Annotated in this window: 22 protein-coding genes; 12 read left to right on the top strand and 10 right to left on the bottom strand. The window is 45.1% G+C overall.

Going from position 1 to position 24274, the window contains the following annotated elements; translation table 11 throughout:
• Positions 1 to 8: 8 nt before the first annotated feature.
• From F0U83_RS07570 to F0U83_RS07540, 7 genes are all read right to left on the bottom strand, one after another.
• Positions 9 to 2297, bottom strand: coding sequence for a bifunctional diguanylate cyclase/phosphodiesterase (locus F0U83_RS07570; protein ID WP_138987190.1), 2289 nt, complete (start codon positions 2295 to 2297; stop codon positions 9 to 11).
• Positions 2284 to 3318: a polyamine ABC transporter substrate-binding protein gene (locus F0U83_RS07565; RefSeq protein ID WP_138987189.1), complete on the bottom strand. Its 1035-nt coding sequence runs from the start codon at positions 3316 to 3318 to the stop codon at positions 2284 to 2286. Before F0U83_RS07565 ends, F0U83_RS07570 begins: the two co-directional genes overlap by 14 nt.
• Positions 3319 to 3462: 144 nt before the next feature.
• The gene (gene serS / locus F0U83_RS07560; protein ID WP_138987188.1) at positions 3463 to 4737 is read right to left on the bottom strand and encodes a serine--tRNA ligase; all 1275 of its coding nucleotides are present in this window, start codon (positions 4735 to 4737) and stop codon (positions 3463 to 3465) included.
• Between the two features lie 21 nt (positions 4738 to 4758).
• On the bottom strand, positions 4759 to 5130 hold the full coding sequence (gene crcB, locus F0U83_RS07555) for a fluoride efflux transporter CrcB (protein ID WP_138987187.1): 372 nt from the start codon (positions 5128 to 5130) through the stop codon (positions 4759 to 4761).
• Between the two features lie 8 nt (positions 5131 to 5138).
• On the bottom strand, positions 5139 to 6482 hold the full coding sequence (locus F0U83_RS07550) for a replication-associated recombination protein A (protein WP_138987186.1): 1344 nt from the start codon (positions 6480 to 6482) through the stop codon (positions 5139 to 5141).
• Positions 6482 to 7117, bottom strand: a complete 636-nt coding sequence (gene lolA / locus F0U83_RS07545; RefSeq protein ID WP_138987185.1) for an outer membrane lipoprotein periplasmic chaperone LolA — start codon at positions 7115 to 7117, stop codon at positions 6482 to 6484. Before lolA ends, F0U83_RS07550 begins: the two co-directional genes overlap by 1 nt.
• A gap of 3 nt (positions 7118 to 7120) precedes the next feature.
• Entirely contained in the window at positions 7121 to 9613 is a 2493-nt protein-coding gene (locus tag F0U83_RS07540) for a DNA translocase FtsK (RefSeq protein ID WP_420813354.1), read from the bottom strand.
• Positions 9614 to 9975: 362 nt separating this feature from the next.
• Here F0U83_RS07540 and trxB point away from each other — a divergent pair, with 362 nt between their 5' ends.
• From trxB to infA, 4 genes are all read left to right on the top strand, one after another.
• Positions 9976 to 10929, top strand: coding sequence for a thioredoxin-disulfide reductase (gene trxB / locus F0U83_RS07535; protein WP_138987184.1), 954 nt, complete (start codon positions 9976 to 9978; stop codon positions 10927 to 10929).
• 46 nt (positions 10930 to 10975) lie between these two features.
• Complete coding sequence (gene aat, locus F0U83_RS07530) at positions 10976 to 11689, top strand: leucyl/phenylalanyl-tRNA--protein transferase (RefSeq protein ID WP_138987183.1); 714 nt, start codon at positions 10976 to 10978, stop codon at positions 11687 to 11689.
• Positions 11686 to 12399 (top strand): arginyltransferase, encoded by a 714-nt coding sequence (locus F0U83_RS07525; protein WP_138987182.1) that lies wholly within the window; start codon positions 11686 to 11688, stop codon positions 12397 to 12399. Before aat ends, F0U83_RS07525 begins: the two co-directional genes overlap by 4 nt.
• Before the next feature lie 107 nt (positions 12400 to 12506).
• Positions 12507 to 12725 (top strand): translation initiation factor IF-1, encoded by a 219-nt coding sequence (gene infA / locus F0U83_RS07520; protein WP_027853708.1) that lies wholly within the window; start codon positions 12507 to 12509, stop codon positions 12723 to 12725.
• Positions 12726 to 12778: 53 nt separating this feature from the next.
• Here the strand turns inward: infA and clpA are convergent, their stop codons facing one another.
• Positions 12779 to 15034, bottom strand: a complete 2256-nt coding sequence (gene clpA, locus F0U83_RS07515; RefSeq protein ID WP_138987181.1) for an ATP-dependent Clp protease ATP-binding subunit ClpA — start codon at positions 15032 to 15034, stop codon at positions 12779 to 12781.
• A gap of 13 nt (positions 15035 to 15047) precedes the next feature.
• Positions 15048 to 15374, bottom strand: a complete 327-nt coding sequence (gene clpS / locus F0U83_RS07510) for an ATP-dependent Clp protease adapter ClpS (RefSeq protein ID WP_246077721.1) — start codon at positions 15372 to 15374, stop codon at positions 15048 to 15050.
• 254 nt (positions 15375 to 15628) lie between these two features.
• Here clpS and cspD point away from each other — a divergent pair, with 254 nt between their 5' ends.
• Together cspD and F0U83_RS07500 are read left to right on the top strand one after the other, a co-directional pair.
• The gene (cspD, locus tag F0U83_RS07505; protein WP_138987179.1) at positions 15629 to 15835 is read left to right on the top strand and encodes a cold shock domain-containing protein CspD; all 207 of its coding nucleotides are present in this window, start codon (positions 15629 to 15631) and stop codon (positions 15833 to 15835) included.
• A gap of 167 nt (positions 15836 to 16002) precedes the next feature.
• Positions 16003 to 16644: a pseudouridine synthase gene (locus F0U83_RS07500; RefSeq protein ID WP_338036386.1), complete on the top strand. Its 642-nt coding sequence runs from the start codon at positions 16003 to 16005 to the stop codon at positions 16642 to 16644.
• An 11-nt stretch (positions 16645 to 16655) separates the two neighbouring features.
• On the opposite strand, the gene moaE is transcribed toward F0U83_RS07500, so the two are convergent.
• Entirely contained in the window at positions 16656 to 17108 is a 453-nt protein-coding gene (moaE, locus tag F0U83_RS07495) for a molybdopterin synthase catalytic subunit MoaE (RefSeq protein ID WP_138987177.1), read from the bottom strand.
• Between the two features lie 76 nt (positions 17109 to 17184).
• On the opposite strand from moaE, the gene F0U83_RS07490 reads away from it, so the two are divergent.
• From F0U83_RS07490 to purB, 6 genes are all read left to right on the top strand, one after another.
• Positions 17185 to 17628, top strand: coding sequence for an NUDIX hydrolase (locus F0U83_RS07490; RefSeq protein ID WP_138987176.1), 444 nt, complete (start codon positions 17185 to 17187; stop codon positions 17626 to 17628).
• 32 nt (positions 17629 to 17660) lie between these two features.
• Complete coding sequence (mnmA, locus tag F0U83_RS07485) at positions 17661 to 18779, top strand: tRNA 2-thiouridine(34) synthase MnmA (protein ID WP_138987175.1); 1119 nt, start codon at positions 17661 to 17663, stop codon at positions 18777 to 18779.
• A gap of 6 nt (positions 18780 to 18785) precedes the next feature.
• Positions 18786 to 19451 (top strand): high frequency lysogenization protein HflD, encoded by a 666-nt coding sequence (hflD, locus tag F0U83_RS07480; protein ID WP_138987174.1) that lies wholly within the window; start codon positions 18786 to 18788, stop codon positions 19449 to 19451.
• A 97-nt stretch (positions 19452 to 19548) separates the two neighbouring features.
• A complete protein-coding gene (locus F0U83_RS17325; RefSeq protein WP_138987173.1) occupies positions 19549 to 20013 on the top strand; it encodes a prepilin-type N-terminal cleavage/methylation domain-containing protein in 465 nt (154 codons plus the stop codon).
• A gap of 5 nt (positions 20014 to 20018) precedes the next feature.
• Positions 20019 to 22820 carry a bifunctional diguanylate cyclase/phosphodiesterase gene (locus F0U83_RS07470; RefSeq protein ID WP_138987172.1) on the top strand — a complete coding sequence of 934 codons (2802 nt, stop codon included), beginning with the start codon at positions 20019 to 20021 and terminating at the stop codon, positions 22818 to 22820.
• Positions 22821 to 22904: 84 nt separating this feature from the next.
• Positions 22905 to 24269, top strand: coding sequence for an adenylosuccinate lyase (gene purB / locus F0U83_RS07465; protein ID WP_138987171.1), 1365 nt, complete (start codon positions 22905 to 22907; stop codon positions 24267 to 24269).
• Positions 24270 to 24274 lie beyond the last annotated feature (5 nt).

Here is a 24274-nt window from a genome sequence, read left to right as displayed (position 1 = left end):
TCTTAAAACTAATAACGATTAAGTAGTGCGGATAAACTCATAGGCTGAGAAAAATAATAGCCTTCCAAGCCACTACACCCCGCCTCTTTGAGAAGCTCGACTTGAGCGCTTGTCTCCACACCTTCAGCAACCACATCAAGACCTTGGGAGCGACAGAACTTAATGAGGCCAAGGATTCTATCACGTTTCATTTCATCAGACAGGTTATCAACAAACTGACTATTCAACTTCACACAATCAATAGGATACTCGACTAACTGCGCAACAGAGATGTGGCCCGCTCCAAAGTCATCTAAGGACAGCCTAAAGCCTAAGTCCTTTAGCATTTTCATCAACCCTGTATCTTTATGTCGCGTATAGCCACTAAAGCTTTCTGATATCTCCAGCTCAAAGCTTCGCGAATCCACCTCATACTGACACATCAGCTTAGAGAGAGTCGCCATAAATGAAAGGGAGCTCAACTGAGCAGATGATATATTTATACAAACCCTAATATCATCACCAAGGCGAGACTTAATACTCGGAAAATCCTTGAATACTTGCTCAATCACCCAAGCATCGATATCTTCGAACAGCCCCATGCCTTCAACCGCCGACATAAAATCTTCTGGTAATAACGGCCCTAAGTCCGGCGAATCCCATCTCAACAATGCCTCTACGGCATAAACCGTTTCAAATGCTTCCGTCGTAAAAACGGGCATATAGAGTAGCGATAGATCAGATAAATCGAGTTGCCTTAAAGCAATATCTAAAACTTTCTCATTTTGGCTTTTTTGTTGTAGTGCTTCGGTATAGAAAGATACTTTATTTTTACCTGTGCCTTTAGCATCGTACATGGCTTCATCTGCATGCTTCATGAGGTCATCAACCGAGTTCCCGGAATCCGGAAAAAACGCAACGCCAATGCTAAGAGAGATAGGATAAGTTGTTGTACCTATCGTAAAACCGGCAGGACATATATTAAGTAGCCGTTTACAAGCTAACTCTATCTCCGCTCTATCTTGAATACTTGAGATTAGAACTGAGAACTCATCACCTGCCAACCGAGATAGATAATTATTATAACCTGGTACATTGAGTAGGGAGATCTCACGCTCTAAATGACGAGAAAACGATTGTAGTAGAAGATCCCCAACATCGTGCCCGTAGCTATCGTTTACATACTTGAAATTATCAATATCCAAATACAATAGTACTAAGCCCCGCTTGTCTAAATTTGCTTGTGCAATCTCTTCTTCAATCTTCTCTTGAAAAAAACGCCTGTTGTACAACTTGGTTAATGGATCTCTTTCTGCTAATTCTTTAGTTAACGAATATGATGCAATAAGGCTCTCATAGAGTTTGTTAAATGTTCGACTAAGTTCACCAATCTCATCTTGCTTCCCTGAGGGTCTAAAGTTTAATCCTTTTTCCAGATTCACCCGAGATAATTTTTGCTGTAGTTTTTTAATAGGGCCTGTAACATATTGGCCAATTAGAAACATCAGTATGAGATAACTAGCAAAGGTTACTAAAATAAATCCAATAGCTAAATTAAACTTCAACGTATTTAACTTATCCTGAATTCTATCTTCCGACGCTGAGATCCTAAGATGGCCAATGGTGGATACAGGTAAGTAACTGGAAACTCCACTCTCCACGCCTTTGCTAATATCTGGCCAATCGACGAGAAGACCAGTCGTTTTCAGATCCTCCAACTTCTCTTTAAAAGCCGTTGGGTCAACGATAATAGCAATGGCCACACTGGTAGAATTATCAAAATCGACAGGTGTCTTAAAAGTATATTGATCAATAATTCTGACCATTAAAATTTTATTATGCTCTTTATCGTATATTGATTTATAAAAATCTTTTTTATTTTTAAACAATTCTACAACTTTAGCTATTTTTTCATCCGATATACTGGCGAAAGGGTCTAAACTATCCTCATAGTAATACTCGACCGAACCCGAGCTTCTAATTAGTGCAATAGACCAAAAATCAGAACGAAGTCGATTTAAATCATCAATTGAACTTTTTAAACCTTTCTCCAACGATAGTGCCTTAAAGTGTTTATCATTACTATTAAAGTAATTCATAAGACTATTACTATGGAGTAAAGAGTTAATAAAACTATTTGTCACCAACAAATAACGCTCTATAATCGCGTTGGACTCTGCAAGATGCAGATCAAGACTACGTTTTTCTAGCTGAAAAACACCATTTTTTTGAGTCGAATAAACACCAAGCGCAACGACTAAATAGCTACACAAGAGAACAGGAAAAATAAGATAGCTGACGCGCTTATTGAGCTTCATGTTGCTTTAAAACCGCATTAACTATTCGCCCTCTCAAACTCATATTATCATCTGATAGTATTCTATACAGCTGACTACTAGCCATTATATCATCGCTTGGATAAGTACTTTCATCATCTCTAAGTTCGGGTGGCAGTAACTTTTGAGCCTCTAAATTTGTTGTAGCCACACCCACCTCTACACTGTTTTCAGCAGCGTTTTTAGGTTGGTTGATAAACTCAAGAAAGTTAAGCGCTAATGCTTTATTAGGCGAGAAATCCATAATGGAGAAACAGTCTATCCAAATACTGCTCCCCTCTTTGGGAGCGACAAAGCCCCATTCATCACCACCAAGCTCATTTAACGTAGACTGGTCACCCGAGTATCCAAGGGCCATATATACATTTTGATCAACACTTTTATCCTCAACATAAGAGATAACATACTCGTAGCTAAGCACGGCTTCTGCTTGATCCCTCATGGTATTAAAAGCGTCTTTGAGTTCTGCTTGATCTTCAGTATTCACATTCTTATGTTGATACAACAGCGCCGGTGCTAACGTATCAACACCATCAGTCAGCATAACTATTTTATTATGATATTTTGGCTCAGGTTTGAGTATGTCTGCCCATGATGTCGGTGCAGGAACTACCTTGTTTTTCTTATACAAAATGCCCAGACTTCCCCACAGATAAGGTAAGCCAAAGTTTCCGCAGCTATCTCTCCATTTTGGATCAATAAATTTCAGTGAAGGCAGGTTGCTATGAGATACCCCGTAGAGCTTGTTATTTTTACCAAATAACTGGGCTGCAACCGTATTCATAATGGTAAGATCGAAAGCTTTTGCGTTGTCAGAACCTAGCACAGCATCACGACTTTCTTCATTATCGAAATAGGTCAAGGTCACCTTATGGCCCGTTTTCTGCTCCCAGCGTTGAACCAATTGCGGAGAAATATAATCTTCCCAAATATATATTTTCAGCTCATCTGCAGCCGTAACTGACGAGAATAGCGTTAGAAGGTAAGCAATAGTTTTTTTCATCGGCAAGTCCAAAACAGAATAACTACAACAAGTTAGACGCTAATCCTTCAACGTTTACTTAAAGCATAGACAAGAAGTGAGATAAGGCAAGAAGAGAGTAAAGCAACGGCCAGAGGGAAGTTGGCCGTTGCGAAAGGGTGGTCTTTATAGCTCGGTTACGCCGCCCATATATGGCAATAGCGCTTCAGGTACAATCACGCGCCCGTCGGCTGTTTGGTAATTTTCTAATACAGCGACCAATGTTCGGCCAATCGCCAAACCAGAACCGTTAAGCGTATGAACTAACTCAGGTTTACCTGTTTCTGGGTTTCTCCAACGCGCCAATAAGCGACGCGACTGGAAATCTGTCATATTAGATACAGAAGAGATCTCACGGTATTTGCCCTGCCCCGGCAACCACACTTCAATATCGTACGTTTTTGCGGAGCTAAAGCCTAAATCCCCACCACATAATGCAACAACACGATAAGGTAAGTTTAGCTTCTGAAGAATCGCTTCAGCGTGGCCTGTCATCTCCTCTAGCGCTTCCCATGACTTTCCAGGCTCAACAATCTGCACCATTTCAACTTTTTCAAATTGGTGCTGACGAATCATACCGCGGGTGTCTTTACCGGAAGCACCCGCTTCTGAACGAAAGCAAGGCGTATGCGCTGTGAACTTCAACGGAAGCTTAGCTGCATCAACAATTTCATCCCTGACAATATTGGTCACAGGCACTTCTGCCGTTGGGATCAAGTAATACTGGCGATCACCGAATGGTACTTTAAACAGCTCTTCACCAAACTTTGGCAACTGACCAGTACCTTTTAGGCTATCTTCATTAACCATATAAGGAACATAAGTTTCTGTATAGCCGTGCTCAGATGTTTGCACATCCAGCATAAATTGAATCAATGCACGGTGCAGACGTGCCATTTTGCCAGTCATCAAGGAGAAGCGAGAGCCTGTTATCTTCGCAGCGGTTTCAAAATCTAAACCGCCATTCGCTTCACCCAAAGCAACATGATCCTGAGGATCGAAATCCAGCTCTTGTGGTGTGCCCCAACGACGAACTTCGACGTTGTCGTCTTCACTTTCACCGGCAGGTACAGAGTCGTCCGGTATATTAGGAACACCCAACAACATATCATCCAACGCAGCGGTAATGTCACTTAGTTGTGCTTTTGCTGCATCCAGTTGACTGCCTAAGGTTTCTACTTCTGCAAGGAGTGGCTGAATATCTTCACCAGCCGCCTTTGCTTTACCGATCGATTTAGAGCGGGTATTACGCTCATTTTGCAGGTTTTCTGTCTGGATTTGTGCTTCACGACGCTGAGCTTCAAGCTCATTAAATCGCGCTACAGGGAATTCGAAATGCTTTTTAGCCAATTGCTCCGCAACGGCTTCGGGATTTGCCCGGACAATTTTAGTGTCTAACATGAGTCTATAAATAACCTTGATTTAGAACAGGCGGGTAAACCAGATACCTGCTGATAATGCCGCAATACACATTAAAACGCTTAATAATACATAGATCAGAGCCGACATGATATGCCCTTCCTGCAGGAGAGCCACGGTCTCAAGCGAGAAGGATGAAAAGGTCGTAAAGGCGCCTAAAAAACCCACCATCAACAAGGGGCGAAGCTCCGGTGATAATTTCGCCTTCTCCATAATCAGTACAAACAACACGCCCATAATCAGAGAGCCGACAACATTGCAGGTTAAGGTGCCTATTGGCAGTTTATCCGCTTTGTCATTGAGGACAGCAGCAAGCCAATAGCGACTCATTGCACCTAAAGCTCCTCCAGCGGCCACTGCTAGAACCGTTTGCATACTATTCCTTACGTTTGGTAGCGCTTTTTCGGACTTTGTTGATCTAACATTTTAAGTTGCTGAAGTTTAGCACTTATTTTCTGTTCTAGGCCACGTTCTGTCGGCTCATAATAGCAACGATGCGCGATTTCTTCTGGTAAGTAAGATTCACCGGCTGCGTACGCCTGAGGTTCATCATGGGCGTAGCGATATTCAGCACCATAACCTAAATCTTTCATTAAATTAGTAGGGGCATTGCGCAGATGCTCAGGCACAGACAAATCTGGATCGTTGCGAATATCCGCCCGACATTGCTTGAATGCCGTATAAACAGCATTACTTTTAGGCGCGCTCGCACAGTAAATCGCCGCTTGGGCAATCGCCCTCTCACCTTCTGCAGGCCCTACCCGCTCAAATGCATCCCATGCAGACAAAGCGACCTGCATAGCTCTAGGGTCAGCATTACCAATATCCTCAGAGGCAATAGCGACTAACCGGCGAGCAATATATAAAGGGTCACAACCACCTTCCAGCATACGACAGTACCAATACAAAGCTCCATCCGGCGATGAGCCTCGTACTGACTTATGAAATGCCGAAATCATGTCATAGAAAATATCGCCTTGCTTGTCGTATCGACGTCCTGTGCTTTGCAAAATTTCTTGAAGCGCGCTTTGAGGGATCCATTCTACATCCCCTTGTTGCTCAGCGAGATCCGATGCGATTTCTAATAAATTTAAAGCACGTCGAGCGTCACCGTCTGCTGCACGAGCTAACCGCTCCAATGAGTCGCCCTCAAACTGTATTGGACGAGCCCCCAAACCTTGTACAGTGTCAGTCAGCGCCTGCTTGAGCACATCCACGATATCATCATCTGTAAGGCTTCTAAGCAGGTACACACGAGCACGAGATAAAAGTGCATTGTTTAGCTCAAATGAGGGGTTCTCGGTTGTCGCGCCGATGAATAGAAAAGTGCCATCCTCAATGTAAGGTAAAAAGGCATCTTGTTGAGATTTATTAAATCGGTGGACTTCATCTACAAACAAAATAACTTTTCGTTGTCTTGATAAGCGAACTTGCTTAGCTTCCTCCACTGCTGCACGAATATCCTTTACACCAGAAAGTACCGCAGACAGCGTCATAAAATGAGCATCACAGGTTTTGGATAGCAAACGCGCCAAGGTAGTTTTCCCCACTCCTGGCGGCCCCCAGAGAATCATCGAATGAAGCGCACCTTGCTCAATGGCCTGGCGTAATGGTTTTCCTTGTGCCAGTAGGTGCGATTGTCCAATATAACGAGAAAGCGTATCTGGGCGCATACGCGCGGCTAAGGGTTGGTAGCCACTTTCCTGATCAGAAAACAGGTCGTCCATTAAGCCTCATCACTTAAAATGACATCAGTGCCTTCAGGGGGTGTGAACTGAAACAGTGCTTCATCCATCGGCTCATTAATAACCGCATCTTTTAGCAAAATGACCGTTTGCTGGCCTAATAAATCCTGTAACATCAGTTCCGACATAACACCGTTGGTAAAAAAGAGTCGAATACGCTGAAAGCTACTCTGCGTCTGCTTCGGCAGCAACTCATAGAGCGCTTCATTCTCTTCTTTTATCGGCATCTCTATATCATACTTTTCAGCGAGCTCTGCCACATTGCCATTAAGTATCAAGGCAGCCGCATTTGACTGAGAAGCGTCGACTGGCTTGCGGGTTGCCTGCTCAAGATCAGGATCATAGATCCACAAATAGCTGCCATCACTCACAATTAACTGTGGAAATGGCGATTCTGTTTCCCAACGAAATTGACCTGGACGAGCGATTTTCATTTCGCCTTTGGAGACTTCAGAGCGATTATTTTGTTCGCTACGCGTCACTTGTTCGAAGCGAGCACTGAAACGCTCATAGCCCTGCAACAAGGACTTTAAAGATTCTGCAGGTGTTTCTGCTTGAGCTCCCATAGCCATCAAACTAATGCCTAAAACTGCACACCATTTCATCACTTTTTTCATCAATTAACCTCTTACAGGCGGTGGTGCCAGCACTTCGCGCTGGCCGTTACTGCCGGCTTCTGTCACTACGCCAGCGGCTTCCATCGTTTCGACCATTCTAGCGGCACGGTTGTAGCCAATTTTTAACTTTCTCTGCACACTGGAAATAGACGCTTTTCGTGTTTCAGTGACAAAGGCGACCGCTTCATCGTAAAGCGGATCTTGCTCATCATCGAACAATCCACCACCCCCACCGGATGCATCGCTTCCACCTTCATCCAAAATCGTATCGATATATACAGGTGCGCCGACAGCCTTCCATGCCTCTACCACTCGGTGGACTTCATCATCACTGACAAATGCACCATGTACACGATTCGGAACACTCGTGCCTGCAGGGAGATATAACATATCGCCATTGCCCAGCAGGTTTTCAGCGCCCGATTGATCAAGAATCGTTCTGGAATCAATTTTAGATGAAACCTGAAACGCAATTCGCGTTGGAACGTTGGCTTTAATCAAACCGGTTATTACATCAACGGAGGGGCGCTGCGTCGCCAGAATCAAATGAATACCAGCAGCACGGGCTTTTTGTGCAATCCGCGCAATTAACTCCTCCACTTTTTTACCGACAATCATCATCATGTCGGCAAACTCATCTATTACGACAACAATATAAGGTAAAGTTTCCAAAGCAGGTGCTGGCGTCCCAAAGGGCTCACCATGCTCTTCAGCATTCCATAAGGGATCTAATAACGGCTTACCTTGTTGCTCCGCTGCTTTAACTTTTTCATTGAAACCTGCAAGGTTTCGCACCCCCATTTTTGCCATCAATCGGTAACGGCGTTCCATTTCACCGACACACCAGCGCAAACCTCCTGCCGCCTCTTTCATGTCAGTAATAACAGGCGTCAGCAGATGAGGAATGCCTTCATAGATAGACAGCTCCAACATTTTCGGGTCAACCATCATTAAACGAACCTCTTCAGGCGTCGCTTTAAACAGAAGGCTCAACAGCATGGCATTGACTCCAACCGATTTACCCGACCCTGTCGTACCCGCTACCAATAAATGGGGCATTTTCGCCAGATTAGTCACCACGGGGTTACCCGCAATATCATTACCCAACCCAAGGGTAAGTTTTGATGACGCCTCTTTATAGGGCTTTGAGTTGAGCACTTCACTGAGGCGTACCATCTGGCGGCTTGAGTTAGGAATCTCAATACCCATCACCGATTTACCAGGAATAACCTCTACAACACGCACACTGGAAACTGCTAACGAGCGGGCGAGATCTTTTGCCAAATTAGTAATTTTGCTGGCTTTAACTCCAGGAGCTGGTTGGATTTCAAAGCGTGTAATCACAGGCCCTGGGTTAACCTCAACCACTTCTGCCACAACGCCAAAGTCCTTCAGCTTACTCTCCAAAAGCCGGGACATCTCTTCCAACTGTTCTTCAGAGTAACCATGATCAGTTTGTAACTCGGGTGGATCTAAAAGCTCTAGTGCCGGAATCTTTCTTAACGAGCGCACTGGCTTACGCTCAGATGTAGCAGGCTCTTGGTCATCATTTTGTAACGGCCGATGGGTTTCGGCCAGCGGTACAATTTTTAGGGATTTTTTCAATGCAGCGGCTTCTAACGATTGATCTCCCGCATTCTCCATTTGAGATGCTGTATCTTGAATATCACGTTTTTCTGGCAAATCAATCGTAGCGGCATCTTTAACAGGTTCCAGAGTAGGAATAATGTCCTCATCTTCCCCCACACCTTTCAAAACAACAGGTGCTTCAGGCGCTAACGCAGACAAGACTGGCTCGGCAAACGTAGGCTCTATTGGCTTGATTTGAGATGTCGTATCTTCCGACTCCTCTGGCAAGTTAGGTGCTGATTGAGGCGTCTCAAAGCGTGCTTTGAGGCGTTCTTTCATACTCGCCCGTACCTGATCCGGCTCAAGCTCACCACTGGCTGGGGTTTCAGTACTCGCGAAAAGCCCCACTACCCATCGATAGCTCTTAAGCACAACGGTACCCAAACATTCAGCGACCTCGCCCCAAGACGTCTCCATATAAAAGGTACTACCAATCGCTGCAGCGGTTACCAAAAGCAAACTGCTACCTAACAAACTAAACCATGAGACCATCCAATCCGATAGCGCTTGCCCAATCAACCCACCACTGGTAAATGGAAAGCCCAACAACGTATTAGAAACATGTAAAGAAGCCAAACCACAGCAGGACACAATCAATAACAATAAGCCTACCGTGCGTAACATCACAAACGGCAAACCATCAAGTAACGAAACATCCCCCCGAAGCATAAAACGCAGACATGGAAATAGAACAACAAAAGGGATAAACCAAGCACTCAACCCTAAAAACGAAAAAGATAAGTCGGCAACCCAAGCACCCATGACTCCCATCCAGTTTTCCACTTGAGGGTGGTAGCCTAAATGGGACCAGCCGGGATCTTTAGAGTCATACCCCGCCAGACTCAGGAAGAGATAAGCACATGACATCATTACCAACAGTAATGCCAGATTCTTACTCCCGCGAGATAACAACTCGGTAAACGCTTTAGGGTTCGCTGTCAGCCTATTTTTCACTCAAATTCCTTATCATCTATAGCACGTTCTCACGACGCATAAAATAACATAAATCAGCTGTTCACACTGCCTACGTCGTAACCGATTGTGAGAAAATCATGATGCTCTTTAAAGCGCCACAGCATACGACATCCTGCCTTAACACAAATCGATCACTAACCACAGACCACATTTTTTAGAAAATGTCTTAAAAATTACAGCACGTGAGGATTGCATTTCCTGACGATAGCCCCATCATAGAATAAAGATTTCCAAACAGGTTAAGGCAAGCATTCATGAGCGATACACAACACCACAAACTGATCATTCTTGGTTCCGGCCCTGCAGGCTACACTGCCGCTGTTTATGCAGCACGCGCTAACCTAAAACCCGTTGTTATTACTGGTATGCAAGCTGGCGGACAGCTAACAACCACAACCGAAGTGGACAACTGGCCAGGTGACGTTGAAGGTGTTCAGGGACCTGAACTGATGATGCGGATGCAACAACACGCTGAGCGCTTTGATACACAGGTGCTGTTTGATCATATCAACGAAGTTGAGCTGCAAAATCGCCCGTTCACCCTGAAAGGTGATATGGGCACCTACACATGCGATGCTTTGATCATTGCAACTGGAGCTTCAGCTCAGTACTTAGGTCTTGACTCTGAAGAAGCTTTTAAAGGAAAAGGCGTGAGCGCTTGTGCCACCTGCGATGGTTTCTTCTACAAGAATCAGAAAGTGGCGGTGATTGGCGGCGGTAATACCGCAGTAGAGGAGGCCCTTTATCTCTCTAACATCGCAGCTGAGGTCACCCTGATCCACCGTCGTGACTCCTTACGCTCTGAGAAAATTCTTCAAGACAAACTGTTTGAGCGTGCGGAGAATGGCAATGTGCGCATCATCTGGAATCATCAGCTAGAAGAAGTTCTAGGGGATGACTCTGGTGTAACAGGCATCCGTATCCGCAGTACAGAGGGTGAGGCCACACAAGATCTGGATCTGGCAGGTGTCTTTGTTGCCATCGGCCACAAGCCAAACACTGATATCTTTGAAGGCCAGCTAGCAATGCACAATGGCTACCTGAAAATCCAATCTGGCTTGGAGGGTAATGCAACGCAAACAAGTATTCCTGGTGTATTCGCTGCTGGTGATGTGTGCGATCACATCTATCGCCAAGCAATTACTTCGGCCGGATTTGGCTGCATGGCCGCACTGGATGCCGAACGTTTCCTTGACGATCTAGCCTAATCAACTTCAACGCCCAAAGCGACTAGCTTTGGGCGGGTTTCTCTTCATGATTCCTTGGCTTTCTGACACATCTCTGCTTTTTCCTGACCCGAACTCGGCCCTATTAGAGCCAGATGGACTACTGGCAGCTGGAGGCGACCTTTCTCCTGAACGCCTTATTGCAGCCTATCGTGCTGGTATTTTCCCTTGGTTCTCCGACGAAGATCCTATTCTTTGGTGGAGCCCCAACCCTAGGTGTGTATTAAAACCTGAAGAGATTCATATCTCACGCAGTATGAAAAAGCATCTAAGAAAAGCCTCTGTACAAATTAAAGTGGATACCGCTTTCACAAAGGTCATTCAGCAATGCGCAACTTCGCGATCAGATCGGCAAGGCACATGGATTACTGATGATATGGTAGTCGCCTATAAGGAGCTGCACCGCAGAGGTATCGCCCATTCAATCGAAGTATGGCAAGCTAATCAGCTTGTTGGCGGGTTGTATGGCTTATCTATCGGCAAGCTGTTTTTTGGCGAATCAATGTTCAGCCTTCAACCTAATATGTCAAAAGTGGCCTTTATCACTCTCGCTTCTTATTTGAAAGAGCATGGTTTTCCGCTGATTGACTGTCAGGTACATAACGAGCACTTGGTTTCACTTGGTGCCCAAAACATTTCTAGAAAAGAATTTCTGCACTATATTGATCAGTATATTGATCAAGAACCCGGCGATATATGGAGCACTTTCAGCGCTCCAACCTTGAACAGTGAACGCGAATGACCGATTTAAAAGAACTTCACTTCTTTGCTACACCTGAACATAACTGTAGCTATATAGAAGGTAATAAAGCCAAAACGCTCTTTGTAGACCCGTTATCAGAGGTCTCTATGGCAGCGTTTAGCCAGCTCTCAGATTTAGGCTTTAGACGTAGCGGAAAACATATTTACCGACCACATTGCGAAAACTGCCAAGCCTGCATCTCTGTTCGTATTCCTGTTGCATCGTTTTCTCCCAATAAAACCCAGAGAAGAATTTTCAATAAAAATAGCGATCTAACAGTTAAAAAAACAACTCCTCATTATGCCGATCACTATTTTCAGCTTTATGCAGCCTATATCAGCCAACGGCATGCCGATGGTGATATGTATCCCCCTACCCGTGAGCAATTCGTCAGTTTTTTGGTAGACGGAGAACAGCCCTGCGAATTTATTGAATTTTATCTAGGTGACAAACTCCTCGCTTTAGCTGTGACGGATCGACTGTCAAAGGGTCTATCCGCCACTTACACCTTTTATAACCCGGCATCCGAATACCAAGCCCGCAGCTTAGGAACCTATGCCATTTTGTGGCAAATTCAGGAATGCCAACGCCTTAACTTAGATTACTTATACTTGGGCTATTGGGTACAATCGTGCCGGAAAATGAGCTACAAAATCGCCTATCGTCCACTCGAATTCCTCATTGATGGCCGCTGGATAATGATCCGGTAAAAGAAAACCACTAATTCTCTTTGATATCCCTAGATTATTCAGGCAAAATACTGCGCTCTGATAATAGGACATTGTTCGAAATCAGCCCTTTCACAGGTAGGTAATGAATGGCTAAAGAAGATAGCATTGAAATGGAAGGCACCGTGGTTGACACGCTGCCAAACACCATGTTCCGCGTTGAGTTAGAGAACGGTCACGTAGTCACCGCTCATATTTCTGGCAAAATGCGTAAAAACTACATCCGTATTTTGACGGGTGATAAAGTTAAAGTTGAACTAACACCATACGATTTGAGCAAAGGCCGTATCGTATACCGCGCTCGTTAAGTTCATCGCGCCTGCTATTTCTAGCAGGCGGAGACGAATCCCTCAGTGACGGCCTAGGCCGTCACTGCTACTTCTAGCGTGATTTCATTTTCATCATCTACGCTAATTTTGACCTCACCACCCTCTTCTGCAAGCTCTCCAAACAGTATCATCTCAGCCAATGGCTTTTTCAGCTTCTCCTGAATTAAACGCTTCATAGGTCGTGCACCCATTTTCTCGTCATATCCGTGGGTAGCCAACCACTCTCTGGCACTATCATCCACCATCATGACAACACGTTTTTCATCTAACTGAACTTGCAACTCTGTGAGAAACTTATCGACAACCCCGATAATAATCTCAGGGGAGAGCGGCTTGAATTGAATCACCGCATCTAAGCGGTTGCGAAACTCGGGAGAGAATAGACGTTTGATCGCCTCCATTCCATCACTGGAGTGGTCCTGATGACTAAACCCAATGGATGGACGACTCATTACATCCGCCCCTGCATTGGTCGTCATCACGAGGATCACATTACGGAAGTCCGCTTTGCGACCGTTGTTGTCTGTTAGCGTCCCATTATCCATCACTTGAAGAAGAATATTAAAAACCTCGGGATGGGCTTTCTCTATTTCGTCTAACAACAAGACACAGTGAGGTGATTTGGTGACCGCTTCGGTCAGTAAACCTCCCTGATCATAGCCAACATATCCCGGAGGTGCACCAATAAGGCGGGAGACGGTATGACGCTCCATATACTCTGACATATCAAAACGTATCAGCTCGATACCCATAATCCTTGCCAACTGCGTTGTCACCTCAGTTTTACCGACACCGGTTGGGCCAGCAAACAGAAAGTTTCCTACAGGCTTATTGGGTTCGTTGAGCCCCGCACGTGATAAACGAATCGCAGAAGATAATGACTGGATCGCTTCATCTTGCCCCAGCACAACCATGCGTAAGTTAGCATCCAATTTTTGCAGCTGCTCCTTATCGGAAACCGATACCGTTTTTGGCGGTATACGAGCTATTTTAGCCACAACAGACTCTATTTCGTGCACACCAATAACGGGGCTGCGATCCTCAGCTTTAAGTAAACGTTGATAAGCACCAGCTTCATCCACAACATCAATTGCCTTATCAGGCATATGCTTATCATTAATATAACGATCAGCAAGCTCAGCAGCCGACTTCAACGCTTCATCGGAGTATTCAATCTCGTGGTGCTGCTCAAATTTACGGCGTAACCCTTTAAGAATCTCGAAGGTCTCATGCACACTTGGCTCTAATACATCCACTTTCTGGAAACGTCGAGCCAAGGCTCGGTCTTTTTCAAAAATACCTCTAAATTCTTGGAAAGTCGTTGAGCCAATACAGCGCAAATCACCGGAACTCAGTAAAGGCTTGAGCAGATTAGACGCATCCATTGAGCCGCCAGATGCCGCCCCAGCCCCAATGATCGTGTGGATTTCGTCAATAAACAAAACCGCCCGCTCTTGCTGCTTCACTTCGTTAAGCAGTGCCTTTAGACGCTTCTCAAAATCACCTCGATATTTTGTACCTGCCAACAAGGCACCCAGATCCAGAGAATAGACCACACTACCGGATATGATGTCCGGCACCTGCTCTTCGATAATCAGCTTAGCCAACCCTTCAGCAATGGCTGTTTTACCAACACCCGCTTCCCCTACCAATAGAGGGTTGTTTTTACGACGGCGGGAGAGAATCTGTATCACTCGCTCCACTTCAGCAGCACGGCCAATCAGCGGATCGATACGTCCTTCGGCAGCTTGCTGGTTCAAATTTACGGCATACTTACTAAGCGCACTTTGTTCTTTACCTTGTGCATTATCATCTGACTCTAACAAGTGCTCTTGGTCTTGGTCATCATGGCCTACACGCGATATGCCGTGCGAGATGTAATTCACCACATCGACACGTTCTATACCTTGTTGCTGCAACATATAGACCGCTTGGCTTTCTTGCTCGCTAAATATCGCAACAATTACATTAGCGCCAGTTACCTCTTGTTTACCTGAGGATTGAACATGAAACACCGCGCGTTGCAAAACCCGCTGGAAGCCTAATGTAGGCTGCGTCTCCATCCCCGGAATATTTTCAGGCAACAGTGGCGTTGTTTCTTCGATAAACTGCTTGAGTGTTGCTCTCAGTTCCTCAACGTTCGCACCACAAGCTACCAGTACTGAAACCGCTTCCCTATTGTCCAGCAGAGCCAGCAGCAAGTGCTCAACCGTCATAAACTCATGACGATTCTCGCGAGCGCCTCTAAAAGCAGCACTCAATGTTTCTTCAAGCTCTCGATTTAACATGATTATGTCTCCGCTAAACAGCTTCTACTTCTGACAACAGGGGATGTTTGTTATCCCTAGCATATTGATTCACTTGGGCAGATTTAGTTTCAGCCACATCCCGAGAAAATACACCACATATACCCTTACCTTGGGTATGAACCGCTAACATTACCTGCGTCGCTTTCTCTTGTGTCATCCCGAAGAAGACCATGAGCACCTCAACCACAAACTCCATTGGCGTGTAATCATCATTCAGAAGGACGACACGATACATCGGCGGCTTTTTCAGTTTAGGCTTAGCTTCTTGTGTCGCCAAGCTTCCTTCATCAGAAAAATGTTCTTCTTCATCGGCGGACATACGAATCAGATTTCTGTCAATGCTTGTAAACATGAAATATCTCTATAAAACCTGTAAAAAAATTAAGAAGAAATGGCACCACAGTTTCACAAACAGCTATACTTCTCACCAACAGGAGAAGTTTAAACTGGCAGTCCCTGTATTGATAAGCGACATTCTACGCTATAACTCTATTGTAGCAGGTGTCAGCTTTGCAGTTCAGGCTTACTATCTGCAGGTAGGTCGGTTAACAAGGCATTAGATAGGAGTATGTAATGCAGACAGGGAAAGTAAAGTGGTTCAATAACGCTAAAGGTTTTGGTTTCATTATTGCTGACGAGGGGCCTGATGAAGATCTTTTCGCTCACTACTCAGCGATTCAAACGGATGGCTATAAAAGCTTAAAAGCAGGCCAACTGGTTAAATTTGAAACAACACCCGGCCCTAAAGGAGTTCATGCGGTTAATATTGTACCGCTATAACTCAAAGGACCCAGAAAACCATAAAGGCATGTCATTGACGACACGCCTTTTTGTTAAATAAGCCGAAGGGTATGAACGTTCGTTCATACCCAAGGTTTCTTCTGCGCCACACCTCGCACACTGTCACCAAACGCATACATTATTCCAACACTACAGAATTAGGATTTATGTCGAATATATTGCTCTTCAACAAGCCATTTCAGGTACTTACTCAATTTACTGATCCCGAAGGCCGCGCAACACTAGCTGATTACATTAAGCTATCTGGCTTTTATGCCGCTGGAAGACTGGACTACGACTCTGAAGGCTTATTAATCCTGACAAACGACGGCGCGTTACAGCACATGCTTGCTCACCCTAAGTTTAAAATGGAAAAAACCTACTGGGCTCAAGTCGAAGGAGAGATCACCCAAGAAGCGCTTACGCTACTACGAAAAGGGGTACTTTTAAAAGATGGCATAACGCGCCCCGCTAAAGCAAAGCAGATGGAAGCACCTAAGGTTTGGGATAGAACACCACCCGTACGCGAGCGCAAAGCGATACCTACCAGTTGGATTGAGTTAAAAATTACCGAAGGAAAAAATCGACAGGTTCGTCGGATGACCGCAGCGGTGGGCTTTCCTACCTTAAGATTGATCCGTTATGCTATCGGAAGCTGGACGATAGATGACCTCCCTATTGGGGAGTTCCGAGAAGATACCATCCATATTTCACAAAAACCTAAGGGGAATGCACCTGGCTCAGCAAATAGGAAGGGACGAAACAAAGCATCCAAACCTACCGGCCGCCGCGCCAATCCTGCTCGCTAACACTTAGAGAGTTACCAGCGCTTAGCTGCAAGCAGGTCCGTTTCTTTTTGTTCTACCCATGTTTCCTGTGCGTTACCAATCTCTTTTTTCCAAAATGGGGCGTCTTTTTTAAGGTAATCCATAATGAATTGAGCCGCCTCAAATGCATTAACACGATGCGCGCTGGCAACCCCCACAAAAACGATATTCTCATTGAGGGATAGATGGCCAACCCGATGAATAACAGCAATATTCGCCAGCTCCCAACGTATTCGTGCTTGCACAACTATGCCCTCTAAAGCTCGCTCCGTCATCCCCGGATAGTGCTCTAAAAACATCTGCTCCATGGCAGTTTCTGCATGCTCGCGCACTAAACCCGTAAAAGTAACCACTGCTCCAGCACTGGCATCATCTGATTTAAGCCAAGCGTTTAGTGTTGTAATATCAAAATCATCTGTTTGTACAAGAATCAGATCTTCAGGCATGCTATCTCCCCTCTAAAGTGAAAAATCATATCATTTTTTAGCGCAAACGACGCCTTTAACTAACACAGGGATCAACATGAGCTGGACACCCCATGCTACCGTTGCTGCAATTATTGAGCAAAATGGCCGTTTTTTGATGGTCGAAGAGATATCAAATGGAAAGCTCGTTATCAATCAACCGGCAGGCCATGTTGAAGAGGGAGAATCCTTTGAAACCGCAACCCTTCGAGAAACGCTGGAAGAAACCGGCTGTCATGTGGAATTGACGGCGCTCGTTGGCTTATACATTGCCAAAGGTGAGGAAAACGGCATCACCTACCACAGGCTATGCTATGCCGCCAACCTGCTCCAACAAAATCCCGACGCTGAGCTCGACAAAGAGATCGTCCGTACGCGCTGGATGACGCGAGAGGAACTAGTGGCAGAAAAATCTGCCCTAAGAAGCCCAATGGTACTGGCCTGCATTGACGATTATCTGGATAATCAGCGTATTCCGTTATCCTTTGTTCGCCAGCTATAAACTGGTAAAACCTAGTTCAACTCGAGCGTTTGATGAACCCTACATCCCCATTAACAGTACAAAAAGTGATTGTCGGCATGTCCGGCGGCGTCGACTCATCCGTTTCAGCCCTTCTTCTGATGCAGCAAGGCTATCAGGTCGAAGGGCTTTTCATGAAAAACTGGGATGAAGATGATGGTACCGACTATTGCACCGCCATGGACGACCTTGCCGACGCCCAAGCGGTTTGCAACAAGCTAGGCATTCACCTTCACACCGCCAACTTTGCCGCCGAGTACTGGGATAATGTCTTCGAGCATTTTCTTGAAGAGTACAAAGCTGGCCGGACACCCAATCCAGATATCTTATGCAATAGAGAAATTAAATTTAAAGCGTTTCTCGAGTACGCACTAGAGCTTGGCGCTGACTTTATCGCAACCGGACACTATGTTCGCCGCGCAGAGCGTAATGGTCACACCTGCCTTCTCAAAGGACTAGATAACAATAAAGACCAGAGCTATTTTTTACATCAGGTGGGTGAAGAAGAGATCAAGCGCACGCTCTTCCCCGTGGGAGAACTGGAAAAGCCCGAGGTTAGAAGAATAGCCGAAGAGCACGATCTGATTACGCACAACAAAAAAGATAGTACCGGTATCTGCTTTATAGGAGAGCGCCGCTTTAAAGATTTTCTCCAGCAATACCTCCCTGCCCAGCCTGGAAAAATAGAAACCGACAACGGAGATGTGATTGGCGAACATGCCGGTTTAATGTATTACACCATCGGTCAGAGGCAAGGTTTACATATTGGTGGCCTCAAAGACTATCCTGAAGAACCTTGGTTTGTCGCAGGCAAAGACTTAGACAGAAACGTCTTGATTGCCGTTCAGGGCCAACAAAATGACCTGCTCTTTACCGATTGGCTTACCAGTGCCGATATTTTCTGGATTAATGGTCAAGCGCCAGAAACACCCTATCGCTGTAAAGCGAAAGTCAGATATCGCCAAGGAGATCAAACGTGCACCCTTGAAAAAGATCCCCAAAGCGCCATCTATAGGGTACTCTTTGATGAGCCACAGCGCGCAATTACACCCGGTCAATCCGTGGTGTTTTATCAAGATGACATCTGTCTTGGCGGTGGCGTGATAGAAACCACAGGGAAAAACGAGGCCTAAACCTACATGTCCAGAGCCCATGATGAACAAGCAATCGCACTTGCTGCCATGTTTCAGGCGGCAACGTTAGTTGATCAGATCGCCAACAGAGGCATGGTTCCACAAAATAATTTTGAGGCAAGCATATACAGCCTGTTTGTAACTAGACCTGAAAGCACAGAAGATATTTATGGTGGAGCAAAGGATCTTCCCTTTAATCTCAGCATGGGTCTTAAATCACTAAAAGACCTCGTTGATAAAAAGCAGGAGACCAAAAACAACAATATTACCAACTATGTGCTTAGCATGATTATGTTGGAAAAAAAGCTTTCTAAAAACAATCAGATGCTGAACCTAGTGGGTGAGAGAATTGATAGCATCCGCGAGAAAGCGAGATACTTCAGCCCTGAATCACAAAATCCAATGGATAATCCGGCAAGCTTTACCCATTCAAGTGTGATTGCCAATTTGGAAAGCCTCTACCAAGACTCCATCAGCACCTTCAGTTTTCGCATTCAAGTAGGTGGCGACCCTCGCCATCTACAAAATGCTGAGAACGCCGCAAAGATACGCGCACTGTTACTTTCTGGCATTCGGGCGGCCATGCTTTGGAGGCAAGTTGGTGGCAAACGCTGGCACTTGCTTTTCTTCCGCTCCAGACTAAGACCATCGCTGAAAAAAATTGCACCCTGAGTCATTCTCTGGCTTGTAATATTTGCATTCTGACCTAGGCTTACAGCATGTGGTTGCTTATATCAGGGAGATATATAAGCATGTTCAGGAGACCCTCATGCAGTACGAGAAAACAAAAGGCTTTAGCTTGCTGGAGCTCATGATAGCAGTTGCTATTGTGGGCATTCTGGCGAGCTTTGCCTATCCTGCTTATCAGGCGCACATTGATCGCACTAATATAGAATTATCAATCTCTGAAATTACCCTCATCAGCGGCAAGCTGGAGACTTTCTTTATCACTCAAGGCAGCTACCCTCCTAATCTGAACAACCTAAACCTACCTGCGGATGTACTGAGAGACCCGTGGGATAACCCCTATGAGTATTTGAATATATCGACAACACAAGGGAACGGTCAGCTAAGAAAAAATAAAGATCAGGTACCTATTAATACCGATTACGATCTCTACAGCAAAGGAAAGGATGGCCGCACTGCTAGCCCTCTCACCTCGGCATTAAGCCAGGATGATATCGTGCGCGGCCGAAATGGCAGCTATATTGGCCTAGCCAAAGATTACCATTAAGATCTATGAAACTTGAATTAAGCGCCTTCAAAAGCCGTATCGGACGACGACTCTTTCTACTTTTCTTAATTGTAATATTTATTCCACTATTTGTGACTGGTCTCTCATCATTCAAAGAGGTCAGCCAGCTTATCTCCTATGAACACAAAGAAAGCTTACGTCGGACCAGTCAGGAATACGGTTTGAGTTTATTCAGACGCCTTAGCGATGCTCGCCGTTACTTGAGTATAGCGCTCACCGACTTAACCGATAGTACCCCAATTAATGATGATGAGTGGGCACTGCTAAAGGTATTTTTCAACCAACTGCATATTTACCGTGACAAGCAGCATAAATTAAGTTTGCTAGGTTCAGATATTGATGCGAGCCTATCCCAAACATTGGCAACATTGGGAGACGAACGGCTGTTTCTAGTCAACCAAGGTGATTACCAAGACGTATGGCTGGTAGAACGGCTCGAACTAGATGGGAGCCAATATATTGCAGCGGCTCAACTTAAAGAGGAGTTTGCATGGCCCGAAACCGAGCTGGGTGCCTATGAGTCTCTCTGTATCGCTTTAATGTCTGGGGCCACTATTCACTGCACCGAGCCTATGCCAAACGAGAAAATTCAACAGGTCATTACACAACCAAACACCCCCACGCTTTCTTGGACCAATACCCATGGCACTAAAATGCTGGCTTCCTATTGGGCATTATTCATGGACCACCAGTTCAGGGTGCCCGACTGGTATATCATTACTAACAAGCCTGAAAGCATTGTGCTCTCACAACTAACCGCCTTTGCAAGAACTTACATACCGGGAGCACTACTTGCTCTTTTGCTCATTGTACTTTTATCCGTGATTAGTATTCGTCGTTATTTAAAACCTGTCGACGCTTTAATAAAAGGCACTCAAGCGTTATCAGAAAACGATTTAACATATCGTATACAACTAAACACGAATGACGAATACCAAGAGCTAGCAGAATCCTTTAACGCCATGGCCCGCAAGTTAGAAGATGAGTTTAAGGTCAACTCAACGCTGTCTTCAATTGATAGAAGAATTCTTGTGAAAACAGATATTCACGCGTGCGCTCGCGAAATACTCCAAAGTCTGTCAATGCTGTCATTTCCAAACAATGCCTGTATTTTTATATTCGACCCTTTTTTACAACCTGAGCAAGTTATTTTTCACTACAACTACACTCATAACACCTTCACAGATATTCCTACTAATCTTGATCAACTGCGTAATTCGTTGCAGCACCATAGCCAAGGAGAAAATTCCATTAGCTGCAGTGCTGACCAAGTGCAAGCATGGTTTCCACAAAGCCGATGGCCTAGCAAACAAGAAAGCTACCGCTTTTACCCACTCTTTCACGGCAATCAACTCATGTCGGGCTTGTTAATCGGGCAGACAGAAAAACAAAGACACGCTAGATTCCCAGAGTTTTTAACTCACACCGCCGTCGTATTTAACGCTCTCCATCGTGAGAAAATGTTAGAACGGCAAGCAAACTATGACAAATTGACCGGCCTTTATAACCGCAGTTACTTTCAATTTAGCGTCAACCAGCGACTCAAGAGCCGAGATGCACCAGGCTATCAGGCCAGTATGCTGTTTATCGACCTGGATCGTTTTAAGAATATTAATGATACCCTTGGTCACCATACCGGAGACCAGCTATTGATCGAAGCCGGCCAGCGAATTCTTAAACACTTACCAGAGGATACGATAGCATCACGCTTTGGAGGGGATGAGTTTACAGTTTTTATACCCTACCTTCCCCAAGATGCGTTAGCTAGCCTAGCCCAACGGCTTATTCAAAAAATATCGGAAATTTACCGCTTAGGTGATTACAGTGCAAACATCAGCGCCAGTATAGGCATTAGCCGCTTCCCGCAAGATGCTGAAAGTTTTGAATCACTGCTACGCTGCGCAGATATGGCTATGTATCAAGCAAAAGCAAAAGGTAAGGAGTGCTTTGAATTTTATTCACAAGATTTAAGTATTGCCCTAGAGCACAGAACCAAACTGGAGCGATACCTACGCTCTGCGATTGATAATGACTACATGAAGGTTGTCTACCAACCTAAAGTTGATATACAAAACCGCTGCTTGTCCGGATTTGAAGCACTCTCTAGATTTATTCACCCAACCGCTGGTTTTATTTCCCCTGAGGAGGTTTTCACCATAGCCGAAGAAACCGGCATGGTCATGGAACTGGGGTATCACGTCATGATAAGCGCAATGAAACAACAAGCCGCATGGCAACACGCTGGGATTTGGCAAGGCCGCATGGCGATCAATATTTCACCTATCCAGTTATTTGATATTCACTTTTTAGAGCATCTAGATCAAGCAATCTATAGTAGCGGGGTTAAGCCAGAACATATCGAACTGGAGATAACCGAAGGGGTTTTTCTGGATAATATGCAAAAGGCGACAGAGCGTCTGAATCAAATTAGAGAAAAAGGTATCACAATTGCGATCGACGACTTTGGCACAGGTTATTCATCACTCTCCTATATATCAAATTTACCTATCGATAATCTGAAAATCGACCGGTCGTTTATTCTTCAACTAGAGAAAGATAAGCGCTACAAAGGGGTAATCAGCAGTATCATTACCATGGCACAACACTTAAATCTAAGAGTCACCGCAGAAGGGATTGAAAACCTCGAACACCTCTACTTTATGATCGATCATCAGTGCAATGATATTCAAGGTTACCTTTACAGCAAACCCCTCAATGCAGAGGAGTCAGAAGCGTTACTCAGAAATCCGCAAACTGAAAAGCTTTTCATTCTCACGGCTTTGTAAAACCCTCACGAGATACAGATTTCTAAGCAAAGTTCCGCTATAATTTTGCCTCATTTTTATCAATTAGCTACAGCGAGATGATACATGGAGCTTTCTGCCCTCACTGCCGTATCTCCGGTAGATGGCCGCTATGGCAGCAAAACTGCTGACCTACGCCCTATTTTCAGTGAATTTGGACTTATCCGTAACCGTGTTCTGGTCGAGATCCGTTGGTTGCAAAAACTGGCCGCTCACCCGCAGATCACAGAAGTACCTGCGTTCAGCGACGCTGCGAACGCCCTTCTGAACGGCATCGTTGATAACTTCAGCACCACTGATGCAGAACGCGTCAAGGAGATCGAGCGCACGACCAACCACGACGTAAAAGCCGTTGAATATTTGATTAAAGAGAAATTCAAAGACAACGCTGAACTGCAAGCCGTTAACGAATTTGTACACTTCGCTTGCACCTCTGAAGATATAAACAACCTCTCTCATGCGCTAATGCTCAAAGAAGGTCTAGAGGTTACTCTACCTTTAATGAAGCAAACCGCTGACGAGATTGCCAAAATGGGCCGTGATTTTGCAGAGCAGCCTATGCTCTCCCGCACCCATGGCCAAACAGCTTCACCAACAACCGTTGGAAAAGAGATGGCTAACGTGGCGTTCCGTTTACAGCGTCAGATCAAGCAGATGCAGCAGATTGAGTTTTTAGGCAAAATTAATGGTGCAGTCGGCAACTACAATGCTCACCTATCAGCCTACTCAGATATCGACTGGGAAGAGAATGCTAAAACCTTTATCGAAGGTTTGGGGCTTAGCTTTAACCCATACACGACTCAAATCGAGCCACACGACTACATTGCAGAACTGTTTGATGCGGTTTGCCGTTTCAATACGATTCTGATCGACTTTGACCGTGATATTTGGGGTTACGTCTCACAGGGCTACTTCAAGCAGCGCACTATTGCTGGCGAAGTTGGCTCTTCAACGATGCCACATAAAGTTAACCCTATTGACTTCGAAAACTCTGAAGGCAACTTAGGCATTGCTAACGCTATCATGCAACATTTAGCAGCCAAGCTACCTATTTCTCGCTGGCAACGCGACCTAACAGACTCCACGGTTCTTCGTAATATGGGCGTTGGCTTTGGTTACAGTTTGATTGCGTACCAATCGACACTCAAAGGTATCAGCAAGCTGGAACTGAACGCGGTTCGACTGAATGAAGATTTAGAAAATGCATGGGAAGTATTGGCTGAACCAATTCAGACCGTGATGCGCCGCTACGCCATCGAAGAGCCATACGAAAAGCTTAAAGCACTTACCCGTGGCCAAGCAATGAACAAAGACACGATTCAGGCATTTATCGATACACTCGAACTGCCAGAAGCGGTCAAAGTTGAGCTGAAGCAATTAACACCCCATAACTATATCGGTAATGCGGTGGATCAAGCCAAGCGTATCTAATAGAT

The sequence above is a fragment of the Neptunomonas concharum genome (assembly GCF_008630635.1).
In the GTDB taxonomy this organism is placed as follows: domain Bacteria; phylum Pseudomonadota; class Gammaproteobacteria; order Pseudomonadales; family Balneatricaceae; genus Neptunomonas; species Neptunomonas concharum.
Note: the sequence above shows the minus strand (reverse complement) of the source record. Positions and strands in the feature narration are given on the sequence as shown.